The 20,099-nt window shown below is 62.1% G+C and carries 22 protein-coding genes; 12 read left to right on the top strand and 10 right to left on the bottom strand.

Annotated features, from left to right (window positions below):
- The gene (gene pyc, locus EV286_RS11650) at window positions 1-3,456 is read left to right on the top strand and encodes a pyruvate carboxylase (RefSeq protein ID WP_132957203.1); all 3,456 of its coding nucleotides are present in this window, start codon (window positions 1-3) and stop codon (window positions 3,454-3,456) included.
- 64 nt (window positions 3,457-3,520) lie between these two features.
- Here the strand turns inward: pyc and EV286_RS11655 are convergent, their stop codons facing one another.
- Window positions 3,521-4,084, bottom strand: a complete 564-nt coding sequence (locus tag EV286_RS11655) for a MarR family transcriptional regulator (RefSeq protein ID WP_132957204.1) — start codon at window positions 4,082-4,084, stop codon at window positions 3,521-3,523.
- A 169-nt stretch (window positions 4,085-4,253) separates the two neighbouring features.
- Here EV286_RS11655 and EV286_RS11660 point away from each other — a divergent pair, with 169 nt between their 5' ends.
- Window positions 4,254-4,640, top strand: a complete 387-nt coding sequence (locus EV286_RS11660; RefSeq protein ID WP_132957205.1) for a cupin domain-containing protein — start codon at window positions 4,254-4,256, stop codon at window positions 4,638-4,640.
- Window positions 4,628-5,053: a VOC family protein gene (locus EV286_RS11665; protein ID WP_132957206.1), complete on the top strand. Its 426-nt coding sequence runs from the start codon at window positions 4,628-4,630 to the stop codon at window positions 5,051-5,053. Before EV286_RS11660 ends, EV286_RS11665 begins: the two co-directional genes overlap by 13 nt.
- 83 nt (window positions 5,054-5,136) lie before the next feature.
- On the opposite strand, the gene EV286_RS11670 is transcribed toward EV286_RS11665, so the two are convergent.
- The 3 genes from EV286_RS11670 to EV286_RS11680 form a co-directional block, all read right to left on the bottom strand.
- Complete coding sequence (locus EV286_RS11670) at window positions 5,137-5,898, bottom strand: amino acid ABC transporter ATP-binding protein (RefSeq protein WP_132957207.1); 762 nt, start codon at window positions 5,896-5,898, stop codon at window positions 5,137-5,139.
- Complete coding sequence (locus tag EV286_RS11675; RefSeq protein WP_132957208.1) at window positions 5,895-6,575, bottom strand: amino acid ABC transporter permease; 681 nt, start codon at window positions 6,573-6,575, stop codon at window positions 5,895-5,897. The genes EV286_RS11670 and EV286_RS11675 overlap by 4 nt, the downstream gene beginning before the upstream one ends.
- Window positions 6,576-6,679: 104 nt before the next feature.
- Window positions 6,680-7,453: an amino acid ABC transporter substrate-binding protein gene (locus EV286_RS11680; RefSeq protein WP_132957209.1), complete on the bottom strand. Its 774-nt coding sequence runs from the start codon at window positions 7,451-7,453 to the stop codon at window positions 6,680-6,682.
- Between the two features lie 243 nt (window positions 7,454-7,696).
- Here EV286_RS11680 and EV286_RS11685 point away from each other — a divergent pair, with 243 nt between their 5' ends.
- The 3 genes from EV286_RS11685 (at window position 7,697) to ispG (ending at window position 11,076) form a co-directional block, all read left to right on the top strand.
- Window positions 7,697-8,479 (top strand): DeoR/GlpR family DNA-binding transcription regulator, encoded by a 783-nt coding sequence (locus tag EV286_RS11685; protein WP_132957210.1) that lies wholly within the window; start codon window positions 7,697-7,699, stop codon window positions 8,477-8,479.
- A 55-nt stretch (window positions 8,480-8,534) separates the two neighbouring features.
- Window positions 8,535-9,728, top strand: coding sequence for an MFS transporter (locus tag EV286_RS11690; RefSeq protein ID WP_132957525.1), 1,194 nt, complete (start codon window positions 8,535-8,537; stop codon window positions 9,726-9,728).
- Between the two features lie 97 nt (window positions 9,729-9,825).
- A complete protein-coding gene (ispG, locus tag EV286_RS11695) occupies window positions 9,826-11,076 on the top strand; it encodes a flavodoxin-dependent (E)-4-hydroxy-3-methylbut-2-enyl-diphosphate synthase (RefSeq protein WP_132957211.1) in 1,251 nt (416 codons plus the stop codon).
- 64 nt (window positions 11,077-11,140) lie between these two features.
- Here the strand turns inward: ispG and hisC are convergent, their stop codons facing one another.
- Window positions 11,141-12,196 (bottom strand): histidinol-phosphate transaminase, encoded by a 1,056-nt coding sequence (hisC, locus tag EV286_RS11700; protein WP_132957212.1) that lies wholly within the window; start codon window positions 12,194-12,196, stop codon window positions 11,141-11,143.
- A 6-nt stretch (window positions 12,197-12,202) separates the two neighbouring features.
- The gene (locus EV286_RS11705) at window positions 12,203-13,117 is read right to left on the bottom strand and encodes a polyprenyl synthetase family protein (RefSeq protein ID WP_132957213.1); all 915 of its coding nucleotides are present in this window, start codon (window positions 13,115-13,117) and stop codon (window positions 12,203-12,205) included.
- Window positions 13,118-13,283: 166 nt separating this feature from the next.
- Here EV286_RS11705 and mtgA point away from each other — a divergent pair, with 166 nt between their 5' ends.
- From mtgA to EV286_RS11725, 4 genes are all read left to right on the top strand, one after another.
- Window positions 13,284-13,994, top strand: coding sequence for a monofunctional biosynthetic peptidoglycan transglycosylase (mtgA, locus tag EV286_RS11710; protein ID WP_132957214.1), 711 nt, complete (start codon window positions 13,284-13,286; stop codon window positions 13,992-13,994).
- A gap of 81 nt (window positions 13,995-14,075) precedes the next feature.
- A complete protein-coding gene (locus EV286_RS11715; protein WP_132957215.1) occupies window positions 14,076-14,723 on the top strand; it encodes a glutathione S-transferase family protein in 648 nt (215 codons plus the stop codon).
- A 161-nt stretch (window positions 14,724-14,884) separates the two neighbouring features.
- Window positions 14,885-15,070, top strand: coding sequence for a 50S ribosomal protein L32 (gene rpmF / locus EV286_RS11720; protein WP_132957216.1), 186 nt, complete (start codon window positions 14,885-14,887; stop codon window positions 15,068-15,070).
- Window positions 15,071-15,219: 149 nt separating this feature from the next.
- Complete coding sequence (locus tag EV286_RS11725) at window positions 15,220-15,627, top strand: hypothetical protein (RefSeq protein ID WP_132957217.1); 408 nt, start codon at window positions 15,220-15,222, stop codon at window positions 15,625-15,627.
- A 65-nt stretch (window positions 15,628-15,692) separates the two neighbouring features.
- Here EV286_RS11725 and phaR read toward each other — a convergent pair whose 3' ends face one another.
- Window positions 15,693-16,265, bottom strand: coding sequence for a polyhydroxyalkanoate synthesis repressor PhaR (gene phaR / locus EV286_RS11730; RefSeq protein WP_132957218.1), 573 nt, complete (start codon window positions 16,263-16,265; stop codon window positions 15,693-15,695).
- 231 nt (window positions 16,266-16,496) lie between these two features.
- On the opposite strand from phaR, the gene EV286_RS11735 reads away from it, so the two are divergent.
- Together EV286_RS11735 and EV286_RS11740 are read left to right on the top strand one after the other, a co-directional pair.
- A complete protein-coding gene (locus tag EV286_RS11735) occupies window positions 16,497-17,678 on the top strand; it encodes an acetyl-CoA C-acetyltransferase (RefSeq protein ID WP_132957219.1) in 1,182 nt (393 codons plus the stop codon).
- A 129-nt stretch (window positions 17,679-17,807) separates the two neighbouring features.
- On the top strand, window positions 17,808-18,533 hold the full coding sequence (locus EV286_RS11740; protein ID WP_132957220.1) for a beta-ketoacyl-ACP reductase: 726 nt from the start codon (window positions 17,808-17,810) through the stop codon (window positions 18,531-18,533).
- Between the two features lie 49 nt (window positions 18,534-18,582).
- Here the strand turns inward: EV286_RS11740 and EV286_RS11745 are convergent, their stop codons facing one another.
- From EV286_RS11745 to EV286_RS11755, 3 genes are all read right to left on the bottom strand, one after another.
- Window positions 18,583-18,825, bottom strand: coding sequence for a hypothetical protein (locus EV286_RS11745; protein ID WP_132957222.1), 243 nt, complete (start codon window positions 18,823-18,825; stop codon window positions 18,583-18,585).
- Between the two features lie 476 nt (window positions 18,826-19,301).
- The gene (locus tag EV286_RS11750; RefSeq protein ID WP_132957224.1) at window positions 19,302-19,556 is read right to left on the bottom strand and encodes a YMGG-like glycine zipper-containing protein; all 255 of its coding nucleotides are present in this window, start codon (window positions 19,554-19,556) and stop codon (window positions 19,302-19,304) included.
- A 43-nt stretch (window positions 19,557-19,599) separates the two neighbouring features.
- Window positions 19,600-19,755, bottom strand: coding sequence for a DUF3309 family protein (locus EV286_RS11755; RefSeq protein WP_132957526.1), 156 nt, complete (start codon window positions 19,753-19,755; stop codon window positions 19,600-19,602).
- Between the last annotated feature and the right edge of the window lie 344 nt (window positions 19,756-20,099).

The raw sequence follows: 20,099 nt of genomic DNA on the forward strand, positions 1-20,099 counted from the left end.
TTGCCCATTTCCAAAATACTTGTTGCCAATCGATCCGAAATCGCAATCCGCGTCTTCCGTGCAGCCAACGAACTCGGGATAAAAACGGTCGCGATCTGGGCGGAAGAAGACAAGCTCGCACTGCACCGCTTTAAGGCGGACGAAAGTTATCCGGTTGGCCGTGGCCCGCACCTGACGCGAGATCTCGGGCCGATCGAGAGCTACCTTTCGATCGATGAGATCATCCGTGTTGCCAAGCTTTCCGGTGCCGACGCAATCCATCCCGGCTACGGGCTGCTGTCGGAAAGCCCGGAATTCGTCGATGCCTGTGACAAGGCCGGCATCATCTTCATCGGCCCGAAGGCCGACACCATGCGGCAGCTCGGCAACAAGGTCGCGGCCCGCAATCTCGCAATTTCGGTCGGCGTTCCCGTCGTGCCGGCGACAGACCCGCTGCCGGACGACATGGCCGAAGTCGCCAAGCTTGCCGAAAAAATCGGCTATCCGGTGATGCTGAAGGCCTCATGGGGAGGTGGCGGCCGCGGCATGCGCGCCATCCGCGACCCGAAGGATCTCGCCCGCGAGGTCATCGAGGCGAAGCGCGAGGCCAAGGCCGCCTTCGGCAAGGACGAGGTCTATCTCGAGAAGCTGGTCGAGCGCGCGCGCCACGTGGAAAGCCAGATCCTCGGCGACACGCATGGCAATGCCGTGCATCTCTTCGAGCGCGACTGCTCCATCCAGCGGCGCAACCAGAAGGTCGTCGAGCGCGCACCCGCTCCGTACCTCACCGAGGCGCAACGCCAGGAGCTTGCCGCCTATTCGCTGAAGATCGCCAAGGCGACAAACTACATCGGCGCCGGCACCGTCGAATATCTCATGGATGCCGACACCGGGAAGTTCTACTTCATCGAGGTCAATCCGCGCATCCAGGTGGAGCACACGGTGACCGAAGTCGTCACCGGCATCGATATCGTCAAGGCGCAGATACACATTCTCGACGGTTTCGCGATCGGAACGCCGGAATCGGGCGTTCCGAAGCAGGAAGACATCAAGCTCAACGGCCACGCGATGCAGTGCCGCATCACGACCGAGGATCCGGAGCAGAACTTCATTCCCGATTACGGCCGCATCACCGGCTACCGCTCGGCATCGGGCTTCGGCATCCGCCTGGACGGCGGCACGGCCTATCCGGGCGCGGTGATCACCCGCTACTACGACCCGCTGCTCGTGAAGGTGACCGCCTGGGCACCAACGCCGGATGAATCGATTGCGCGCATGCACAGGGCTCTGCGCGAATTCCGCATCCGCGGCGTGGCGACCAACCTGACATTCCTCGAAGCAATCATTACGCATTCGAAGTTCAAGGACTATTCCTACACCACCCGCTTCATCGACACGACGCCGGAGCTCTTCCAGCAGGTCCGGCGCCAGGACCGCGCCACCAAGCTCCTGACATACCTCGCCGACGTCACCGTCAACGGCCATCCGGAGGCCAAGGGTCGGCCGAAGCCGAGCGCGGATGCGGCAAAGCCCGTCGTGCCCTATATCGCGACCGATATCGTGCCGGGCACCAAGCAGAAGCTGGACGAACTCGGGCCGAAGAAATTCGCCGAATGGGTCAGGGCCGAAAAGCCCGTGCTGATAACCGACACGACGATGCGCGACGGCCATCAGTCGCTGTTGGCAACACGCGTGCGTACCTACGACATCGCGCGTGTCGCCGACACCTATGCCCGCGCGTTGCCGAACCTCTTTTCGCTGGAATGCTGGGGCGGTGCGACATTCGACGTTTCCATGCGCTTCCTGACGGAGGATCCCTGGGAGCGGCTTGCGCTTGTGCGCGAGGCTGCGCCGAACGTGCTGCTGCAGATGCTGCTGCGCGGCGCAAACGGCGTCGGCTACAAGAACTATCCCGACAATGTCGTCAAATATTTCGTCAGACAGGCGGCCAAGGGCGGCATCGACGTCTTCCGCGTCTTCGACTGCCTGAACTGGGTCGACAACATGCGCGTCTCGATGGACGCGGTCGCCGAGGAGAACAAGATCTGCGAGGCGGCGATCTGCTATACGGGCGATATCCTGAGCTCCGCCCGCCCGAAGTACGATCTGAAGTACTATACGGCGCTGGCGAGTGAACTGGAAAAGGCCGGAGCGCACATGATCGCGCTCAAGGATATGGCAGGCCTTCTGAAGCCGGCTGCGGCGCGTGTCCTCTTCAAGGCGCTGCGCGAGGCGACCGACCTGCCAATTCACTTCCATACCCATGATACATCCGGAATTTCGGCGGCCACCGTGCTTGCCGCCGTCGATGCCGGTGTGGACGTCGTCGATGCGGCGATGGATGCCTTCTCCGGCAACACCTCGCAGCCCTGCCTCGGCTCGATCGTGGAGGCCCTGAGCGGCTCGGAACGCGATCCCGGGCTCGATCCTGAATGGATCCGTCGCATCTCCTTCTATTGGGAGGCGGTGCGCAACCAGTATGCCGCCTTCGAGAGCGACCTGAAGGGGCCCGCCTCCGAGGTCTATCTGCACGAAATGCCGGGCGGCCAGTTCACCAATCTCAAGGAGCAGGCCCGCTCGCTCGGCCTCGAGACGCGCTGGCACGAAGTGGCGCAGGCCTACGCGGATGCCAACCAGATGTTCGGCGATATCGTCAAGGTGACACCGTCTTCCAAGGTGGTCGGCGACATGGCGCTGATGATGGTGAGCCAGGACTTGACAGTCGAGGACGTCGTTGATCCGGACAAGGAAGTGTCCTTCCCTGAATCGGTCGTCTCCATGCTGAAGGGCGATCTCGGCCAGCCCCCTGGCGGTTGGCCGCAAGGCCTGCAGCGCAAGGCGCTGAAGGGTGAAAAGCCCTATGCGGACCGTCCGGGCTCGCTGCTTGCGGACGCCGACCTCGACGCCGAGCGCAAGGCGATCGAGGAGAAACTCGGCCGCGCCGTCAGCGATTTCGAATTCGCCTCCTATCTGATGTATCCCAAGGTCTTCACCGATTACGCACTCGCCGCCGAGACCTATGGCCCGGTCAGCGTACTGCCGACGCCGGCCTATTTCTACGGGCTCTCACCCGGCGAGGAGCTGCTGCCGGAAATCGAGAAGGGCAAGAGCCTCGTCATCCTGCACCAGGCAAAAAGCGAGCCGGACGAGCAGGCCATGGTCAAGGTGTTCTTCGAGCTCAACGGCCAGCCGCGCCTCATCAAGGTTCCGGATCGCAACCGTGCCGCAAGCAGCATCGCGCGCCGCAAGGCCGAGACCGGCAATGCCGCGCATCTCGGCGCGCCGATGCCGGGCGTCATCTCGACCGTCGCCGTCACGCCCGGACAGAACGTCAAGGCTGGCGACGTGCTGTTGTCCATCGAGGCGATGAAGATGGAAACGGCCCTGCACGCCGAAAAGGACGGCACGATCACCGAGGTCCTCGTCCGCGCCGGGGACCAGATCGACGCGAAGGACCTGCTGCTGGTCTACGGCTAAGGTTGAAGCAATCCCGGAGGCCGGACGGCCGTCGAGCCTGATGACGCCGCGTCGTCTTGACTCGTCAGGTCGCGCCGGCGTTCGGCTCCCCGTCTTGCACGGATGCGCGCTCGATGCGACCGACCAGCTTGCGAAGCAGGCCCGCGAGCGTTGCGCGCTCCGCATCATCCAGTCCGTCAAGGAAGACGGCCTCGCTCGCCATGTCCTTGCGGAAGGCTTCCTCCGCACGCGCTACGCCGGCCTCGGTCAGAGCCACCTGCACGCTGCGCCCGTCGTGCGATGACTTCTCCCGGCGGATAAGGCCTGCCCTTTCCAGGCGGTCCAGCCGATGGGTCAGACCGCCGGACGAGATCATCAGCGAGGAATACATCTCGGTGGGCGTCAGCCGGTAAGGCGGGCCGGAGCGGCGCAGCGTTGCAATCACGTCGAATTCTCCCCGGTCGAGGTCTAGGCCGGCGAATGTCGCCTCGATGCTGGGACGCACCAGGTTGCCAAGCCGGAACGCTCGGCCAAGGATCGCCATGGGTTCCGTGTCGAGATCGGGCAGTTCCCGCTCCCATTGACGGCGCAACCGGTCCACATGATCCTCCGTCCCGCTTTCGCCCCGTCCGCCTGTTCGATCTTCCATGCACTGCTCCGACTGCCCATTGTGAAGTCTGAGCATACGCTTCACGATCCTGGCTCGCAAAGATATCTTGGCGAGAAGAGATATATCTTGACGGGAAGATAGTTTTGGATCATGTATCTTCTCATGAAGATACTTTCGCCGTGATACGAGATGTTCAAGGGAGGACAGGATGTTCCATATCCAGCGCCATCAGGAACCGCGGCTCGGTCAAAGCCGTACCGTCCGATACGAGGGACGTCACCTCGGCGGACCGGTGTCGTTCTTCCTGATCGACAACGAGCCGGGACAGGGTTCGGCCCTGCATCTGCATCCCTATTCGGAAACCTGGATCGTTCGAAAGGGCGAGGTCGAATTCACTGTGGGGGCAGAGAAGACGCGTGCCTTCGCGGGAGACGTCGTCGTCGCCGCTGCCAATATTCCCCATCGCTTCGAGAATGTCGGTTCCGGACGGCTGGAACTGGTCTGCATTCACCCCAGTGAGACGATCGTGCAGGAGCTTGTACAACCCGATCTCGCTCTTCAAAGTCCGGAAGGAAAACCGCAATGCCCAAGATGATCTTCATCAATCTGCCTGTAAGCAATCTCGCCGTCTCGACCCGCTTCTACGAAGCGATCGGCTGTGAGAAGAACGAGCAGTTCAGCGATAAAAAAGCCTCTTCGATGGTCTGGTCGGACACGATCACGTTCCAGCTTCTGACGCGGGACTACTTTTCGACCTTCGCTGCCAAACCCATCGCGACGGCGCGTGACGCGGTCGCGATGCTGATCTCGCTGTCGCGCGACAGCCGGGAGGAGGTGGACGCGATCACCGAAGCGGCCGGCGCCGCCGGCGGAAAGGCCGACTGTCGTGCACCGCAGGACATGGGCTTCATGTATATCCGGAGTTTCGAGGATCCCGACGGCCACGTCTTCGAACCCGCCTGGATGGACATGCAGGCGCTGGCCGTGACGGGCGAGGATCAGGCCTGAGGAGAAGATGGATCAACGGACGCGCGGATCGCAGGGACACGTGCCCCCGCGGTCCGCCGGCGCAACGGGCCTGGCGACGTCGATCAGATCTCGTAGCTGAGGCCGGAGTTCAGCGTCGAGATGAAGCGCTTGGTGCGCTCACGCTCCGGCGCGCCGAAGATGTTGCGTGCCGAACCCGTCTCGACGATCGCTCCAGCCTCCAGGAAAACCACCTCGTTGGCAATCTTCGAGGCAAGGCGAAGGTCATGTGTCGCCATCACCATGGTCGTGCCTTCGCTGGCCAGGCGTGCAAGGACGTCGACCACTTCCGCCGCAAGTTCCGGATCGAGCGCCGAGGTCGGCTCGTCGCAGAGCAATACCCGCGGCGAAGGCGCAAGTGCCCGAGCGATGGCCACGCGCTGCTGCTGGCCGCCAGAAAGCGTCGAGGGCCAGGCATCCGCCTTGTGAGCCATGCCCACCTTGGTCAGCAGTTCCATGGCGCGTTCGCGCGCCCGCGCGGCCGGCCATCTCAGCACCGTGACCAGCCCTTCCATGACGTTTTCGATCGCGGTCTGGTGCGGAAAGAGCTGGAAGTTCTGGAAGACCATGCCCGTCTGCCGGCGAATCCTCTGGATCGCCTGCCAGCTAGCTTTCTGACCTGGCACGAATGTCATCTTCTCCTCGCCCAGGCGGATCTGGCCGGCAGTTGGAACCTCGAGCAGGTTGATGCATCGCAGCAGCGTGCTCTTGCCGCCGCCAGAAGGACCGACGAGCGCGGTGACGCTTCCCTCCCCGATCCTGAGTGTGATGTCCCTGAGCACGACGACATCGGCGAAGCGCTTTTCGATATGCGAAAGCTCGATCATGCATTTGCCTCCAGCATGCCGCCGTAGCGCCCGAAGCGGCGCTCGAGCCGCACCTGCAGCGCCGAGAGCACGGAACTCAGCGCAAGATAGATCAGCGCCGCCTCGATGTAGAGGATCAGCGGCTCGTAGGTGGTCGCGACAATGCGCTGCGCCGCCTGGAAAAGCTCCGGCACGGTGATGGCGGCGGCAAGCGAGGTGTCCTTGACGAGCGAAATGAACGTGTTCGAGAGCGGCGGCACGGCCACGCGCGTGGCCTGCGGAAGGATCGTACGGCTCATCGCCTGCCGCCAGCTCATGCCGATCGAATAGGCCGCTTCCCACTGCCCCCGCGGAACCGAGGAAATCACCGCGCGGATGATCTCGGAGCTATAGGCGCCTATGTTCAGCGTGAAGCCGATCAGGGCCGCGGGGAAAGCGTCCAGCAGGATGCCGATGCTCGGCAGGCCGTAGAAGATCACGAACAGCTGGACGAGAAGCGGTGTCCCACGGATCACCCAGACGTAGAAGCGGGCGATGGCGGCTACCGGCTTAGGGCCGAAAAGCCGCCCAACAGCGGTCAGAAGGCCGAGAACGAGCCCGAAGGCGAAGGAAAGCAGCGTGAGCGGAATGGTGAACACCAGCCCTGCCCAAAGCAGGGAGGGCAGTGCATCCGCCATCAATTGGAACCAGTGCGGCACGGGCTTGCACCTTTCAGCGACAAAACACGCCCAGGAGATGCCCCTGAGCGCGTTAGACCCTTATAGAGGAAGGTCGCGGCGGACGGAACCGCCGCGAATGACGCTTACTTCGATACGTCGGTGCCGAAATAGGTGTCGGCGATCTTCTGGTAGGTGCCGTCGGCCTTGATCTCCGCGAGCGCCTTGTTGATCGCGTCCAGCAGTTCCGGCTCGTTCTTGCGGATGATGATGCCGGAATAGTCCGCATTTTCCTGCTCGGCGGCGATCTTCACATTCGCATCGGGCTTGTGCTTCTTGAAGTCGAGGAAGGAGAGGCTGTCGTTGACCGTGGCATCGGCGCGCTTGGTCAGCACCAGCTGGATCGACTGGTCGAAGCCGTCCGTGCCGACGAGTTCGGCGCCGGATTCCGTCGCCAGCTTGCCGAAGTTGCTCGTCAGCGACTGTGCCGCCTTCTTGCCCTTCAGGTCCGCGAAGCCCTTGATGCTGTCGTCGTCGGCACGAACGATCAGCACCGCCTTCGAGGCAATGTAGGGCTCGGAGAAGTCGTACTTCTGCTTGCGGGCTTCGGTAATGCCGACCTGGTTGATGACCGTGTCGTAGCGATTGGCGTCGAGGCCGGCGATCAGGCCGTCCCACTTGCCTTCCAGGAACTGTGCCTTCACGCCCAGCTTCTGGGCAACCGCCTCGCCGATTTCGACGTCGAAGCCGACCAGCTTGCCGCTCGCATCATGATAGGTAAAGGGCGCGTATGTCCCCTCCGTACCGATCTTCAGCACACCCGCGGACTTGATGGCGTTGAGGTTCTCGCCAGCCTGGGCCGGGAGAAGCGCGGCGGCCTGGAGCAGGGCGGCGGCAGTGACGATCTTGAACCAGTTCATTTTTTCTTTCCGTTACTGATGCGGTTGATGCCCGCATCAATCGCAGAAAATTGATGCAGATGAAGCGTAGAATACTGCGAAAGAAACGGGCAATTGCGAATATTTTTCTCATTTCCCGGCACGCCGTGGTTTTGCGATTATTGCGCCCCGTTAAAAAACTTGAGTTAAGCACCCTTGCATATGAACGTGTATCGATTTATGCACGTTTATGCACGATCACGCACAGTGATGCACGGAGGAAGGATGTCGGGACAGGAATTGCTGCTAAAGGAACGACAGAGCGTCATCAGCGACAGGCTGCTTACGTCGGGACGCGTCCTTGCTGCCGAACTCGCCGAGGAATTCGGCGTGTCGGAGGATACGATCCGCCGCGACCTGCGCGAGATGGCGGCCGCCGGCCTTTGCGAACGCGTCTATGGCGGGGCGTTGCCGGTCTCTTCCGCGCGCGGCAACCTGAAGCAGCGCATGGCGGTGGCGCCGGACCGCAAGGCCGTACTTGCCCGCGCTGCCATAACCCAGATAGCGCCGGGTTCCACTGTCTTCTTCGATGCCGGGAGCACCAACCTGGCAGTCGCAGCCGCCCTGCCTGACGACATTGCCCTAACGGCCGTGACCAACGCGCCGATGATTGCGGCCGCGTTGCTCGACCGTCCCGAAATCGAGGTCATTCTCATCGGCGGCCGGATCGACCGCCAGGCGAGCGCGGCCGTGGGCTCGCGCGCGATGCGAGACATGGAGCTGCTTTCGCCCGATCTCTGCATCCTCGGCGCCTGCGGCGTCGACCTGGACGCCGGCGTCACGACCTTCGGCTTCGAGGATGCCGAATTCAAGCGGCTTGCCGCCTCGCGCAGCCGCAGGATCCTCATTGCCGCCACGGCCGAGAAATTCGGCACGGCTGCACCCTATGCGGTCGTCCCGGCCGAGCGCTGCGATATCCTGATCGTCGAGAGCCAGAGCGACGAGCCTCTGCTGGAGGCATATCGGAAGCGCGGCTGCCACGTCGTCGTCGCAAGCGACGTGAACTGAATTGAAGATTGATGCGGCCGTTCGCCGGTCGCCACCAAGACCCCTGGGAGGGATGATGGACCAGAACCTGCACACCGCGCCCGCCGCCCGGCGCACCCTTGTTCCGAGGGAGAGAATTGCCGTCTCGCTGCTCTTCCTGGTGAACGGCTTCATGGTCGGCTGCTGGGCGCCCAAGATCCCGGAGTTTGCCGAGCGCCTGCAACTCACCAAGTTCGAGCTTGGCCTGATGATCCTCGTCTTCGGCATCGGATCGCTGATCATGATGCCGCTGGCCGGTGCGCAGATCGCGCGATACGGATCGAGCCGCGTCGCGAAGGTCACGGGCGTGCTTCTGTTGCCGAGCCTGCTCGCGCTCACGCTTGTTCAGAACGTCTGGACGGGTGCGATTGCCATCTTCCTCTTCGGCGGCTTCATCGGCGCCATGGACGTGGCAATGAATGCCAACGCGGTCTCGGTCGAGCGCTCGATGCGCCGTGCCATCATGTCCTCCTGCCATGCGTTCTGGAGCCTCGGCGGCCTCATCGGTTCGGCGCTCGGCGGGCTGCTTATCGCGAGCTGGGGCGTGCTTGGTCACTCCGTGCTCGCTACGGTACTTGCCGTACTGGTGCTCGCCGCGGCCTGGCCGATGGTCCTTGCAGATCATCCGCATCCGAGCGAGGAGAAGGCGAAGTCAGGTCTGCCGCTGGTGCCGCTTCCGTGGCTGCTCGGCCTGATGGCGCTTTTCTGCATGATCCCGGAGGGTGCCGTGCTTGATTGGAGCGCCCTCTACCTGCGGCAGGAGATGAGTGCCTCGGTGGCGCTCTCCGGCTTCGGCTTCGCGGCGTTCTCGCTGACCATGGCGGCCATGCGCTTTGCCGGCGACTTGGTGCGCGACCGTTTCGGCGCGGTGAAGACATTCCGCGTCTGCACCGCCTTCGCGATCACCGGCATGCTGATCGCAGCCGTCGCACCAAGCGCGGAACTCGCGATCATCGGCTTCGCCATCTGCGGCATCGGCATTTCCAACATGGTGCCGATCGCGTTTTCGGCTGCGGGCAATATCCCCGGCCTTGCACCCGGCATCGGCATCTCGGTGGTCACGACCATGGGCTATTCCGGCATCCTCGTTGCACCGTCCGCGATCGGCTTCATCGCCGAGCACACCGGCTTTTCGGCGGTGTTCATGGCGCTACCGGTACTGCTTCTTGTCGTCCTGGCATTCTCCGGGCTCGCCCGCTATGCCGATGGTTCCGGCTCCGTCAGTCACTGACGGGCGCCGGGCCAAAATTGGCGGCTGGACGGTTGACAAGGCCTTGGCCATGATCCACCTGAATGGCACTTGATTAGAGGCGACCAAGGGCTCCCCCATGTCTGCAGCAACAGATTTCGATCCGAAACCGCGCCGCGCATCCGTTGCGGTCGATGTCGGCGGCGTCATCGTCGGCGGTGGCGCCCCGGTCGTGGTCCAGTCGATGACCAACACGGACACCGCCGATGTGGACTCGACCGTCGCACAGGTGGCCGCGCTCTTCCGGGCAGGTTCGGAGCTGGTCCGCATCACCGTCGATCGCGACGAGAGCGCAGCGGCCGTGCCGAAGATACGCGAGCGTCTGCTGCGCCTCGGGATGGATGTGCCGCTTATCGGCGACTTCCACTATATCGGCCACAAACTGCTCGCCGACCATCCGGCCTGTGCCGAGGCGCTTGCGAAATATCGCATCAATCCCGGTAATGTCGGCTTCAAGGACAAGAAGGACAAGCAGTTCGGCGAGATCATCGAAATGGCGATCCGCTACGACAAGCCGGTGCGCATCGGCGTCAACTGGGGCTCGCTCGACCAGGACCTGTTGACGGCGCTGATGGACAGGAACCAGGCCGAAGGATCGCCGCTGTCGGCTCGTCAGGTGACGCGTGAGGCGATCGTCCAGTCTGCCCTAATCTCGGCGAACCTGGCCGAAGAGATGGGCTTGCCGCGCAACCGCATCATTCTCTCGGCGAAGGTGAGCCAGGTCCAGGATCTCATCGCCGTCTATTCCATGCTCTCGGAACGCTCGGACCACGCATTGCATCTCGGCCTTACCGAGGCGGGCATGGGCACGAAGGGCATCGTCGCGTCCTCCGCTGCGATGGGCTATGTGCTTCAGCACGGCATCGGCGATACGGTCCGCGTCTCGCTGACGCCGGAACCGAACGGCGACCGCACCCGAGAGGTCCAGGTAGCCCAGGAACTGCTGCAGGTCATGGGCTTCCGCCAGTTCGTGCCTGTGGTCGCGGCCTGTCCCGGCTGTGGACGCACGACCTCGACGGTATTCCAGGAACTGGCCCAGAACATTCAGAACGACATCCGCAAGAACATGCCTGTCTGGCGCGAGAAATATCCGGGTGTCGAAGCGCTGAACGTCGCCGTCATGGGCTGCATCGTCAACGGTCCGGGAGAAAGCAAGCACGCCGACATCGGCATCTCGTTGCCCGGAACCGGTGAAACGCCCGCCGCACCGATCTTCATCGACGGCAAGAAGGCGATGACCCTGCGCGGCCCGAATATCGCCTCTGATTTCGAAGCCCTCGTTATCGACTATATCGAGAAGCGTTTCGGCCAGAAGACGGCTGCCGAATAGGTCCAGCCTCCCGGTCATAAACTAAAAAGCTTGCAAGGCCACGAAGGCTGACGCTTGCCAAATGTCAGAGGATCTCGTCGAGCGCTTCGATCAGCCGCGTGCACTCTGTATCGGTGCCGATGGTGATGCGCAGGAAGTCTGCGATGCGCGGCTTGGCGAAGTGGCGCACCAATACCGCACGATCGCGCAGCGCCTTCATCAGGGCGTCACCCGCATGGGCGGGGTGGCGCGCGAAGATGAAATTCGCCTGGGACGGCAGCACCTCGAAGCCGCGGTTGACCAGCTCCCCGGTCAGGCGGGCGCGCGAGGCGATGATCTTGCCGCGCGTTTCCTCGAACCATTCCTCGTCCTCGATCGCTGCCTTGGCGCCGGCCTGTGCCGGCCGGCCGAGCGGATAGGAATTGAAGCTGTCCTTGACCCGCTCCAGCGCCTCGATCAGCGGCCGCTGGCCGATCGCAAAGCCGACGCGCAGGCCGGCGAGCGCGCGCGATTTTGAAAAGGTCTGGATGACAAGCAGGTTTGCATATTTCGGGACGAGCGCAATAGCGCTTTCACCGCCGAAATCGACATAGGCTTCGTCGATGACGACCGGCTGCTCCGAATGCGCCACGACAAGCCGCTCGATCTCTGCAAGCGGCAAGCCGATGCTGGTCGGCGCATTGGGATTGGGCAGTATGATTGCGCCGCAGGGGCGCTGATAATCGGCGATGTCGATGCGGTAGTCTGCATTGAGCGGAACCTCGACCGCATCGATTGCAAAGAGCCGGGAATAGGTCGGATAGAAGCTATAGGAGACATCCGGGTAGAGAAGCGGCGCGTCGTGCTTCAATAGTGCGACGAAGGCATGGGCGAGGACCTCGTCCGAACCGTTACCTACGAAGACCTGCTCCGCGTCCAGCCCGTGGCGGGCAGCGATCGCCTCGCGTAGCGAAACGGCCAACGGATCCGGATAGAGCCTTAGGTCGGCATTGGCCGCGCTACGGATGGCACTCAAGACCTTCTCGGACGGTCCGTACGGGCTTTCGTTGGTGTTCAGCTTGACGAGATTGGCAATGCGCGGCTGCTCACCCGGAACATAGGGCTTCAGCGTGGAGACGATCGGCGACCAGTACTTGCTCATGAGCGTTCAGTTTCTGCGGTTGGCGACGAAACGGGCCGTTTCGACTAGGACTGCACCCCGGTCTCCGTAAGGCATGAGAAGTTCTTCGGCCTCCTGCACGAGGCGCGAAAGTGCTGCCTCCGCCCACACCTGCCCGTGCAAGGCAACAAGCGTGCCCTTGCCGCGTGCGGCATCTTTTCCCGTTGCCTTGCCCATGGTCTGCGTATCGGCGGTCAGGTCGAGCAGGTCGTCGGCCAGCTGGAAGGCAAGCCCGATCCTTTCACCGAAGCTTCGCAAGCGAAGTCGATCCTCCTGCCCCGCGCCGGCGACGATCGCGCCGGCCTCGCAGGCAAAACGGATGAGCGCGCCCGTCTTCATCGCCTGCAGGGTGATGATCCCCTGCTCGTCCGGCGTCTTCTTCTCCGCAGCAAGGTCGAGCACCTGCCCGCCCACCATGCCGCCAAGCCCGGCCGCCTGGGCAAGCGCCAGCACGAGTTCCGTCTTGGCCTTGTCGGGCAACTGCGTCTCGGGCGACGCAATGAGGTCGAAGGCATAGGTCTGCAGCGCGTCGCCTGCAAGAATGGCGGTTGCCTCGTCGAAGGCGACATGGACCGTCGGCTTGCCGCGCCGCAGATCGTCGTCATCCATCGAAGGCAGGTCGTCGTGCACCAGCGAATAACAGTGAACGCATTCGAGCGCCGCGCCGACGCGCAGAGAAGCATCGCGAACGCCGCCGAGAAGCGCAGCACTCTCGACGACAAGAAACGGACGCAGCCGCTTGCCGCCGTTCAGCACGCCGTGCCGCATCGCCGCAAGCAGATAGGGCGGGCGAACGACCTCGCAGGCGCGCGTGTCGTCCGAAAGCAGGCCGGCAAGCAGCGCCTCGACGTCCGCCGCCGCGCGCCTCATCCGTTCCTGGAATTGTCCTGCCGCCGTGTCCATGCGCGCTGTTTGGCATGGCGGCTGGGGAGTGGCAATGGATTTGTCTGTCCGACGGATAAGTTTTGCCTTGCTCACTGGCAATGGAAACGGACAGACGTTATGAAGTCTTGGGATATCGTGGGCCAGGAATTTGGATATAGCGCCAGAAGCACATGGAGAGACGGACATGGCCGAACGCCGCGGCGCGAGGGCCTGGCTCGGCAGATCGCCAAGCCTGCGCCGGATCGCCATCGCGGTCATCGGGCTGCTGCTCCTGCCCTATCTTCTGATCCCGCTCTATTTTCCGTCCTTCGTGCACCCGATCTCGACGCTGATGATCCGCGACCTCGTCCTCCTGCGCGGCTACGATCGGAATTGGGTCCCGCTCGATGAGATCTCCCCCGTGCTGGTGCGGTCGGTGATGATGTCCGAGGACGGGCAATTCTGCTTCCACGGCGGCGTCGACTGGGAGGAGCTGGGCATGCTGGTCCAGGAGACGATGGGTGGGGAGGCAACGCGCGGCGGCAGCACCATTCCCATGCAGACGGTCAAGAACCTCTTTCTGTGGAACAGCCGCTCCTTCGTGCGCAAGGGGCTTGAGCTGCCGCTCGCCGTCGCCGCCGATTTCGTCTGGACCAAGCGGCGCATGATGGAGATTTATCTCAACATCGCCGAATGGGGTCCGGGCGTTTACGGCGTCGACGCCGCGGCCCGCTATCATTTCAACGTGCCGGCATCGCAGCTTTCGCGTCGGCAGGCGGCGCTGCTCGCCGTTTCGCTGCCCAATCCGTTCGATAGAAACGCTGGCAAGCCCGGACGCGGCCTGCGGCGGCTTGCGTCCGTCATCGAGAGACGGGCGCAGAATTCCGGCGACTACATCAAATGTCTTGATGATTGAACTTCCAATATTTGTTGGTCGCTGAACTGATTTTCTGCCATGGATTTGGGGTCGTCGCGAGGATCGGAAGGGGCAGGGCCGATGGATCAGCTGAGACTCTACATAGCCAACAAGAACTATTCCTCCTGGTCGTTCCGTCCCTGGATCGCGATGGAAGCCTGCGGCATTCCTTTCGAGGAAGTGCTGACCCCATTCGATTTTCCGGCGGGCAACCCGCGCTTCAGAGAATTTTCGCCCACAGGGCGGGTGCCCGTGCTGCACCACGGAAAGCTGCGCATCTGGGAGTCGCTTTCCATCATCGAATACGTCGCCGAACTCTTCCCGCAGGCCGGCCTCTGGCCTCAGGATCGCGGTGACCGGGCCGTCGCGCGGTCGATCTCCATGGAGATGCTTTCCGGCTTCAGGGCACTGCGCAACGCCTGCCCGATGAACATTCGGCGCCCGAAGGGTCGCATCGAGCTTCCGGACGGCGTCATGGACGATGTCGCCCGCATCGAGACGATCTGGCGCACCAGACGGGCAGCCTCCGGCGGTCCTTACCTCTTCGGCACTTTTTCGGCCGCCGACGCCATGTTTGCCCCGGTGGTCAACCGTCTCGATGTCTACGATGTCGCTCAGTCCGTCGACACGCTTGCCTATATGACGGCGATGAAAACGCATCCCGCCTGGCGCAAATGGGAGGCGGCAAGCCGTGCCGAGCCCTGGATCGTTCCCGAGGACGAAGCGTGAGCGGACCGGCAGCGTCTTAAATGCAAAAAATGCGCCGGGGTACTGGTCAAAGCCCGGTAAGGCATGTATAAGCCCGCCAAATTTCCGAAATAGAGGCATGCCCGTTTCGGCCGCCAGTCTGGCCGGGGCTCATGTTTTGCCCGTCAAGTGGAGTAACGAGAATGGCTGTACCGAAGAGAAAAACGAGCCCGTCCAAGCGCGGCATGCGCCGCTCGGCTGACGCTCTGAAGGCTCCGACTTACGTCGAAGACAAGAATTCCGGCGAACTGCGCCGTCCGCATCACATCGACCTGAAGACCGGCATGTACCGCGGTCGTCAGGTGCTGACGCCGAAGGAAAACGGCTGATAGCTGGGCATTGAAATAGGCGGGACAGGTAGAAGGCCGGCGCTTTGCCGGCCTTTCTTTTTGGCGTTCCTGCTCTTGCAGGCTAGCCGGGTTTAGCTATGAATTAATCCGAATACTTCCAGTCGGATTATTCAGGGGACCTGGCGAAGATGATGGCCGCATTTCCGATCATGCTTATTCCGCTTGCGCTCTACAATCTCGCCATGCTTGGCTTGATGGGGAGCGGGGGAATTGCGGCACTCCACAACGACGTCCTGGTGCTGCCCATGCTTTCGGGCGCGATGTGGAGCATGGCGTTCGGCGACCTCATCATCGTCATCGCGCTCGTCGTGCTTCTCTTCGAAATCCTGAAGGCCACGCGCAACGGCAACGGTTCCCTTGCCAACCACATGCTGTCGATGCTGGTCTTCGTCGCGTTCCTGGTTGAGTTTCTGCTTGTGCAGGATGCTGCGACCCAGGTCTTCTTCATCCTGATGATCATTGCATTCATCGATGTCGTCGGCGGCTTTGCCGTCTCGATCCGCTCGGCCGGACGCGACGTTTCCATCGGATTATAGGTTGGACATCCTGCGAAGGGCCGCCGAGTTGCAGTGATCCTGCTCTCGGCGCCCGGGATTGCTGCTCAGAGATTGTCGAGCTTGTTCTGCAATGCGCGCAATTGCTCCTTGAGCTCGTCTATATCCTTCGCCTCCGCCTTGCGGCTTTCTTTGGCAGCCGGCTTCATGAAGGGTGAAAACATTTGCATCGCCTGATGGAAGAGCTCGGTGTTGTGACGCACCTGATCCTCGACCATCTGCATCGGCAGTTGCAGGTTCTTGGCGAGCGGCGTTTCGCCGAAGGCGCGATTCATCTGCTCGCGCATCTGGCTCTGCTGCTCGGTAAAGGCACGCATCGAATGCTCGAGGAAGCTCGGCACGACCATCTGCATCTGGTCGCCGTAATAGCCGATCAGCTGACGCAGGAAGGAGATGGGCAGCAACGTGTTCCCGGTCTTCGATTCCTGCTCGAAAATAATCTGCGTCAGGACCGAGTGCGTAATATCTTCGCCGCTCTTTGCGTCCTGAACCGTGAATTCGTCCCCCTTCTTCACCATCTCCGCCAGGTCATCCAGCGTCACATAGGTGCTGGTGCCTGTATTGTAGAGGCGTCGATTGGCATATTTCTTGATTACGATCTGGCCGTTATTCTTCGCCATATCAGTCTTCCTCACCCCGTCTGATTATATGGATGCTCCTCCATTACAGACTGTAAACGCAAAAGAAGGGCTGTGACAATCTCTTTGTGCGGCGCGGCAACTCCTTTCAAAGACGCATGAATTTCGCCTGCGGGCCATTCCGAGAAATCGCTCCCTCCTTCTTGGCGTTTGACTCGCGCAGCAAGCTTTGACAGGTTTCACTCATATGAGGTGGGAAACGAGGAGACCCCGATGAGCAATCCTTCAATTGTCGTTGCCAGCGCAGCCCGTACGCCCGTAGGGTCATTCAACGGAGCGTTCGCGACGGTGGCTGCGCACGAACTCGGCGCCGTTGCCATCAAGGCTTCGCTCGAGCGTGCCGGCGTCGATGCCGCCGAAGTCGACGAAGTCATCCTCGGCCAGGTTCTCCAGGCCTCCGAGGGCCAGAATCCTGCGCGTCAGGCCGCCATGAAGGCGGGCGTACCCAAGGAGGCGACCGCCTGGAGCGTCAACCAGCTCTGCGGTTCCGGCCTGCGCGCCATCGCGCTCGGCATGCAGCAGATCGCAACCGGAGATGCGAAGATCATCGTTGCGGGTGGGCAGGAATCCATGTCCATGGCGCCGCATGCTGCGCATCTGCGCGGCGGTACCAAGATGGGCGACCTGAAGATGGTCGATACCATGATCAAGGACGGCCTGACCGATGCCTTCTACGGTTATCACATGGGCGTTACTGCCGAGAACGTCGCCCGTCAGTGGCAGCTTACGCGCGACGATCAGGATCAGTTCGCCGTCGCTTCCCAGAACAAGGCGGAGGCGGCACAGAAGGCCGGCCGCTTCACGGACGAGATCGTGCCCTACCTGATCCAGACCCGGAAGGGCGACGTTACCGTCGACGCCGACGAATACATCCGCCACGGCGCCACGCTTGACGCCATGGCCAAGCTGAGACCAGCCTTCGACAAGGACGGCTCCGTCACAGCCGCCAATGCCTCCGGCATCAATGACGGTGCCGCCGCCGCCGTGCTGATGACCGAGGCCGAGGCCACGCGCCGCGGCATTCGCCCGCTCGCACGCATCGTTTCCTGGGCAACCGCCGGCGTCGATCCGCAGGTCATGGGCACGGGGCCGATCCCGGCCTCGAGAAAGGCGCTGGAGAAGGCCGGATGGTCGGTCAACGATCTCGATCTGGTGGAAGCCAACGAGGCATTCGCAGCCCAGGCATGCGCCGTCAACAAGGACCTCGGCTGGGATCCGTCGATCGTCAACGTGAATGGTGGGGCGATCGCAATCGGCCATCCGATCGGCGCCTCGGGCGCGCGCATCATGAACACGCTGCTGTTCGAGATGAAGCGCCGCGGCGCAAAGAAGGGCCTCGCCACGCTCTGCATCGGTGGCGGCATGGGCGTCGCCATGTGCTTCGAGGCTCTTTGAACGGCCGGTGATCCGTGCTTCAATGCGTAGCGCGGCAGGAGATGCCGCGCCACATACGATCCCGGCGCTCGTTCGGCTAGGAACGCGGCCGGTCCAGGCACCAAGAAGTAACAAAATGGGGAGCGGAATATGGGCAGGGTAGCGTTGGTTACCGGGGGCTCGCGCGGCATTGGCGCTGCGATCTCCACGGCTTTGAAGGATGCCGGCTACACGGTGGCGGCAAACTACGCAGGCAATGACGAGAAGGCTCGCGCCTTCCACGAGGAAACCGGAATCCCGGTCTACAAGTGGGACGTTTCCAACTACGAGGCCTGCGGCACGGGAATAGCCCAGGTCGAGAGCGATCTCGGCCCCGTCGACGTCCTAGTCAACAATGCCGGCATCACGCGCGATGCCATGTTCCATAAGATGACGCCGCAGCAGTGGCAGGAGGTCATCAACACCAACCTGACCGGCCTCTTCAACATGACGCACCACGTCTGGTCGGGCATGCGCGAGCGCAGCTTCGGTCGCGTCGTGAACATCTCTTCGATCAACGGCCAGAAGGGCCAGATGGGCCAGGCCAACTACTCCGCGGCGAAGGCCGGCGATCTCGGCTTCACCAAGGCGCTCGCACAGGAGGGTGCTGCCAAGAACATCACCGTCAACGCGATCTGCCCCGGCTACATCGCCACGGAAATGGTCCTCGCCGTGCCGGAAAACGTGCTCAAGGAACGGATCCTCCCGCAGATACCCGTCGGGCGGCTCGGTCAACCCGAGGAGGTGGCGCGTTGCGTCGTTTTCCTTGCGTCGGACGAGGCCGGTTTTGTCACGGGTTCAACGCTCAGCGCCAACGGCGGCCAGCTCTTCGTCTAGGCAACCCTTGCGACAAGGCGGCCAGCGCCCGATTCAGCAGGCGCGGCCGCTATTCGCCCATGTCTCGGCTACGCTCGCCGTTCGGCCAGACCGTGCCTTTGGCAGGCCTGGTAGCGCCCTTGCGAAGCGGCGGCTTCGCGATGCTGTTGGTATTGATGCTGCGGTCTGGCTGAACGTCCCTGGTCTGAGGCGGGGACGGAAGTTCCGGAAAGAAGTTACCCTCATAGGGGCTTGCGAACGCCTGGCTGGCAATGAGGGCGAAAACTGCCGTTGCGGCCAAAATCCTGGTCATCGTCTCGATCCTTTGCATCAAGCATCCTGATGTTGCGATGCCTTGCATGAATGAGATGGGAATCCAGACACAGTGATTTCAACCCCGTGGTGGCTGCCGCATCGCATCAGCCATTCTGGCGACGTCGCGAACTCACTCTGACTGGCACTTTCTGCAACGATTTGTCTTGGACATCCCTGCCGCGCACGGCTGCAAGCGCGGTCGTGAAGAAGGCTGAGGCGATGAGAACGACTGTTAAACTATTGAGGACAGCTTCCAGCATTTGGGCGTTCCTTTGTGGCTCGGCTCGCCGGACCTCTCGTCACGGCTCCCGTTGTTCATCGAACTCAATATGCGCCACGCATTTCCCGCGCGGTAGATTTGACTTTCATGACCCATTGTCAACGTGGCGTTGACGTTCCCGATTGCATCCCGAGGCGTCAAAAAGAAAACGGGCGCTAACGCCCGCCTCCGTAACAACACGAACTCGTCTCGTCTTATCGGCAGCGCGCTTCGTAGCGGCGGCCGTTCCGGTCGCGATAGACGCAGTAGCCGCTGCGCTCGGTCGACCTTCCGATCAGGGCGCCGGCAACGCCGCCCGCAACGGCGCCGACTGCTGCACCGCCCCAACTATCTGTCACGAGGCCGCCGATCACAGCACCCGAACCTGCGCCGATCGCCGTCCCCTTCTCCGTCGCCGTGCACGACGCGAGCGAGCCGACAAGGGCGCAGATGAGAATAACTTTTTTCATGCCTGTGTCTCCCTTTGATGGTTCTTACTGAGTAGTCCTTTGGTCAGATGCGCCCCATTAATATGAGAATGAGAAGGATCACAACCACAAGGCCCAGCCCCCCGGAAGGACCGTAACCCCAACCGGAACTGTAACCCCAGTTCGGCAGTGCGCCAATCAGGAGCAGGATGAGAATTATCAGTAATATTGTGCCGAGCATCGCGCGTCTTCCTTCCCGTATTCGCTGATAGATGACTTGCTGCAAGAAACATGCTGCGCGGAAATTTGTTCCGGCCGAAATTTTGCGCGTGTCATTTGACATGCCGTTTCTGATACCGATCGCGGGAAAACGCGGCCGAAACGACGGCCGCAATGTTACGCAGCAGAGACGCTGCGAAAACGCGCCTATGGTTAAAAAATCTTTTTCCTACAATAGGTTGGGCGTGAACAAATCAGGAAGACACCCATGTCCGCGATTCGTAAGCGATTCGTTCCGTTTTTGATCGGAACGTTAATCGCCGTTAGCTGATGAGGTCTCCGCGCCGCATCGCAGGCTTCGAAGTG

Origin of the sequence: Rhizobium sp. BK251 (assembly GCF_004345245.1) — a bacterium.
Classification (GTDB): domain Bacteria; phylum Pseudomonadota; class Alphaproteobacteria; order Rhizobiales; family Rhizobiaceae; genus Rhizobium.